The following is a 4,669-nucleotide window of genomic DNA, read 5'->3' on the forward strand; positions in this document are numbered from 1 at the left end:
GAGTGTGGAGGAACGTTCGCCGTCGCGCAAGGATCGCGGCGCTGCGCCGTAGCGTCTCAGGCCAAGGAAATTAACCAGCAGTCTCAGACCAGGAACAATGCCACCAGCGCGATGGCCGCCGGCAGCGCCTGCACGATCAGGATGCGCGTGCTGACGGTTGCCGCGCCATAGGCGCCGGCCACGATTACGCAGAGCAGGAAGAATGCCTTGATCTGGAATGCGAAGGCCGGGTTGCCGTGAAGCAAGCCCCAGATCAGGCCGGCGGCGAGGAAGCCGTTATAGAGGCCCTGATTGGCAGCCATCACCTTCGTGATCGCGGCCTTCTCCGGCGTATTGCGAAAGACCTTCAAGCCCTGCGGCTTGTCCCAGAGGAACATCTCCAGGATCAGGAAGTAGGCGTGCAGCGCGGCGACCAGCACCACCAGGATATTGGCGATCAGATTCAAGTTGAGCTCCCCCAGCGTCAGCTTTCGGGTGGACGGTAGCACGTCCGGCATGGCAATTGCGATGCCTGTTCCGAATTGATGGTGTGGCAATGGCCGGTCGATCAGCATCTCCGCCCGAGAGTTTCGGCCTCGATCGTCTGGCGACGCCGATCGGAACCGCTCTGCTCGTCACCGACGACGAGGGCGCCCTGCGCGCGCTCGACTGGGACGACTACGAGCACCGCATGCGCGAGCTGCTGCGCCTGCATTACGGCGCGGTGGATCTGAGCGAGCGCTCCGCGCCGGCAGCGATGAAGGCCGCGCTGTCGGATTACTTCGCCGGCGATCTCGGAAGGCTTTCGGCCATCGCATGGCGCATCGCCGGCACACCGTTCCAGCAAAAGGTCTGGACCGCGCTTGCCAAGATCCCCGCCGGCACCACGATGAGTTACGGCACGCTCGCCGCGAAGATCGACACGCCCAAGGCCATTCGCGCCGTCGGCCATGCCAACGGCTCCAACCCGATCAGCGTGGTGCTGCCCTGTCATCGCCTGATCGGCGCCAACGGCTCGCTGGTGAAGTATGGCGGCGGTCTGGAGCGCAAGCGCTGGCTGCTGCGGCATGAGGGGGTGGAGGTTTGAAGGCGTAGCGCGCGCAACCTCTCTCCTCGTCATTCCGGGGCGCCGCGCAGCGGCGAGCCCGGAATCCATCGCGCCACCAACTTCGCGGATGAATGGATTCCGGGTTCGCGCTACGCGCGCCCCGGAATGACGAGGGGAGAGAGGGGCGCGCGACCGACCTCACGCAGCCGGCTGAACCGCCTTGTCGCCGGCCATCACATGGGTCAGCGCGCTCTTGATCGCGGACTGGCGGGTCGGCGCGTTGATCTGCGCGCCGAGCAGGTCGGTGACGTAGAATACGTCGCGCGCGCGCTCGCCGAAGGTCGCGACGTGGGCGGAGGCGATGTTGAGGTTGAGCTTCGAGATCGCGGTGGTCAGCTCGTAGAGCAGGCCGGGCCGGTCGAGGCCGGACACCTCGATCACGGTGTAGCGGTCGGACCACTGGTTGTTGATGGTCACTTCCGGCTCGATCACGAAGGGCCGCGCCTTGCTGCGCACGGTGCGCCGCGCCACCACCTCGGGCAGGCGCAGCTTGCCTTCGAGCACGTCCTCGATCATCTCGCCGATCCGGGTGGCGCGCCGTCCCTCGTCCTCGTCGCGGTCGTATTCCCGGGAGATCGAGATCGTGTCGAGCGCGCGGCCGTCGGTCGTGGTGTAGATCTGGGCGTCGACGATGTTGGCGCCGGCGGAGGCGCAGGCGCCCGCGATGATCGACAGCAGCCAGGGATGGTCGGCGGCGAAGATGGTCAGCTCGGTGACGCCGCGCACCTCGYCGAAGCCGACATTGATCGCGAGCTTGTGGCCGGCCTGCTCGCTGGAGCGGACGAAGCGGGCGTGGCGGATCTTGCGCGGCAGCTCGACCTTGAGCCAATAGGCCGGATAGTGCCGGGCGATATAGGCATCGAGCTCGTCCGCCGGCCATTCGGCGAAGGCCATGCGGAATTCGGCATGTGCGGCCACGAGGCGTTTTCCCCGATCGACCTCCGAGAAGCCGCCGGTCAGCACCGGCTCGGTTTCGTAATAAAGCGAGCGCAACAGCTGCGCCTTCCAGCCGTTCCACACGCCCGGGCCGACGCCGCGGATGTCGGCGGTGGTCAGGATCGTCAGCAGCTTCATCTGCTCGACCGACTGCACCACGGCCGCGAAATTCTCGATGGTCTTGCGGTCCGACAGGTCGCGCGACTGCGCGACCGTGGACATGGTCAGATGCTCCTCGATCAGCCAGGCCACGAGCTCGGTGTCGGCCGCGCTGAAGCCGAGCCGCGGGCACAGCCGTCGCGCCACCTTGGCGCCGGCGATCGAGTGATCCTCCGGCCGGCCCTTGGCGACGTCGTGCAAGAGCGTGGCGATGTAGATCACGGAGCGGTGCTCGGGCCGGGACTTGCGCATCAGGTCGCTCGCCAGCGCGAACTCCTCGATGCCGCCGCGCTCGATGTCCTGGAGGAAGCCGATGCAGCGGATCAGATGTTCGTCGACGGTGTAGTGATGATACATGTTGAACTGCATCATCGAGACGATCTTGCCGAAGGCGCGGATGAAATGGCCGAGCAYGCCGGTCTCGTTCATGCGCCGCAGCACGATCTCCGCGTTGTCGGAGGTCAAGATCTCCATGAACAGGCGGTTAGCTTCGGGGTTCTCGCGAAGCTGGGCGTTGATCAGGCCGAGCGAGCGCGTCACGTCGCGCATCGCGTCGGGATGGAAGGCGAGGTTGTTCTTCTGCGCCAGGCGGAAGATGCGGATCAGGTTGACCGGATCGTGCTTGAAGACGTCGGGCGCGGCGACGTTGATGCGGTTGTTGTCGACGATGAAGTCGTCGCTGTCGGGGACGCGTCGCTTGACCGGGGTCGGGCGCAGCCGCGCCATCATCCGGCTCAAGACCGGCGCAGGCTTGGCCTGCTGGTCCTCGAGCTTGGCGCAGAGAATGGCGGTGAGGTTGCCGACTTCCTTGGCGACCAGGAAGTAGTGCTTCATGAACCGCTCGACGTCCTGCATGCCGGGATGCGAGGTGTAGCCAAGCCGGATCGCGATCTCGCGCTGGAGGTCGAAGGAGAGGCGCTCCTCGGCACGGCCGCAGTAGAAATGCAGATTGCAGCGCACCGACCAGAGGAAATCGGCGCAGCGGCGGAAGCTGCGATATTCCTGCGCGTCGAACACGCCGCGCTCGACCAGCTCGTCGGTGTCGCGGACGCGGTAGACGTATTTGGCGATCCAGAACAGCGTGTGCAGGTCGCGCAAGGCGCCCTTGCCGTCCTTGACGTTGGGTTCGACCAGGTAGCGCGACTGGCCGCCGCGGCGGTGCCGCTCCTCGCGCTCGGCGAGCTTTGCGGTGACGAATTCGGACGCCGTGCCCTGCACCACTTCCTTGTCGAAGCGTTCGACCAGCTCGTCATAGAGCGGCTGGTCGCCGGTCAGGAAGCGCGTCTCCAGGATCGCGGTGCGGATCGTCATGTCGCCGCGCGCCTGCCGGATCGATTCGTCGACCGAGCGCGTGGCGTGTCCGACCTTCAGCCCCATGTCCCAGAGGCAATAGAGGATCGCCTCGGCGACCTGCTCGCCCCAGGCCGTCTGCTTGTAGGGCAGGATGAAGAGCAGATCGATGTCCGATTCCGGCGCCATCAGGCCGCGGCCATAGCCGCCGGTCGCCACCACCGCCATGCGCTCGGCGCCGCTCGGGATCGGCGAGCGGTAGAGATGGCGGGTCGCCGCCGAATACAGGATGCGGATGATCTCGTCCTGCACATGGCACAGCCGCTCGGCGCAGCGACGGCCATGGCGGTCCTTCAGCAGGATCGCCTGTGCGGCGGCGCGCGACGCGATTAGCTCGGCCTTGAGCAGTTGCGCCATGGCGGTGCGGAACGCGTCCTCGCGTCCGTTGTGCTTTTCGGCAAGCGCATCGACCGCGGCGGTGATCCGCGCGGTGTCGAAGCGATCGTCCACCTCTTGCTTGTGCTGTGTCGCGACGCTGTCCATGCCTCATCGGATATAAGAGGTGACAGGCGCTGTCACCCGCCATTCGCTGGCAATAGTCGTTCCATGCTTGAAAAGCCCGGCATCGGGCAAAGTTGTTCTCGGGCGACCCGCCTTCAAGGGTGGGATTTTCTCGTTGACCTCTAGATATAACTCATTGAAAAACAATGAAGTTTTTGAGGAGGCCGRGCATGACCAAGGTGACACGACGCATTCTGTTGGCGGGAGCAATGGCGCTCGCCATGACCCCCGCCGCGCTGGCGGCCGATCCGCTCAAGGAAATCCGCATCGACTGGGCGACCTACAACCCGGTGTCGCTGGTCCTGAAGCAGAAGGGGCTCCTGGAGAAGGAGTTCGCCAAGGACGGCATCACCATCACCTGGGTGCAGTCGGCCGGCTCCAACAAGGCGCTCGAATTCCTCAATGCCGGCTCGATTGATTTCGGCTCGACCGCGGGCTCGGCGGCGTTGGTGGCGAAGATCAACGGCAACCCGATCAAGTCGATCTACGTCTATTCGCGTCCCGAATGGACCGCGCTGGTGACGGGCAAGGAGTCCAAGATCGCAAGCGTTGCGGATCTCAAGGGCAAGCGCGTCGCGGTGACGCGCGGCACCGATCCGCACATCTTCTTGGTGCGCGCGCTGCTTGGTGCCGGCC

The 4,669-nt window shown here is 65.4% G+C and carries 4 protein-coding genes; 2 read left to right on the plus strand and 2 right to left on the minus strand.

The annotated features are described in order from the left end of the window. Positions 1–83: 83 nt before the first annotated feature. Complete coding sequence (locus AC1D00_RS27700) at positions 84–497, minus strand: DUF1304 domain-containing protein (RefSeq protein WP_477012838.1); 414 nt, start codon at positions 495–497, stop codon at positions 84–86. 38 nt (positions 498–535) lie between these two features. Here AC1D00_RS27700 and AC1D00_RS27705 point away from each other — a divergent pair, with 38 nt between their 5' ends. Next, positions 536–1,066, plus strand: coding sequence for a methylated-DNA--[protein]-cysteine S-methyltransferase (locus AC1D00_RS27705; RefSeq protein ID WP_135175060.1), 531 nt, complete (start codon positions 536–538; stop codon positions 1,064–1,066). A 159-nt stretch (positions 1,067–1,225) separates the two neighbouring features. Here the strand turns inward: AC1D00_RS27705 and AC1D00_RS27710 are convergent, their stop codons facing one another. Further along, positions 1,226–4,015 (minus strand): [protein-PII] uridylyltransferase, encoded by a 2,790-nt coding sequence (locus tag AC1D00_RS27710; RefSeq protein WP_477012839.1) that lies wholly within the window; start codon positions 4,013–4,015, stop codon positions 1,226–1,228. A gap of 188 nt (positions 4,016–4,203) precedes the next feature. Here AC1D00_RS27710 and AC1D00_RS27715 point away from each other — a divergent pair. Then, positions 4,204–4,669, plus strand: a 466-nt coding sequence (locus tag AC1D00_RS27715; protein ID WP_477012840.1) for an ABC transporter substrate-binding protein, incomplete at its 3' end; no start/stop codon positions are given.

It is taken from the genome of Bradyrhizobium sp. P2_E8 (genome assembly GCF_056403875.1).

Coding starts and splice junctions, on each gene's coding strand:
- AC1D00_RS27700 (WP_477012838.1), bottom strand. CDS start 497: ATGCCGGACGTGCTACCGTCCACCCGAAAGCTGACGCTGGGGGAGCTC.
- AC1D00_RS27705 (WP_135175060.1), top strand. CDS start 536: ATGGCCGGTCGATCAGCATCTCCGCCCGAGAGTTTCGGCCTCGATCGT.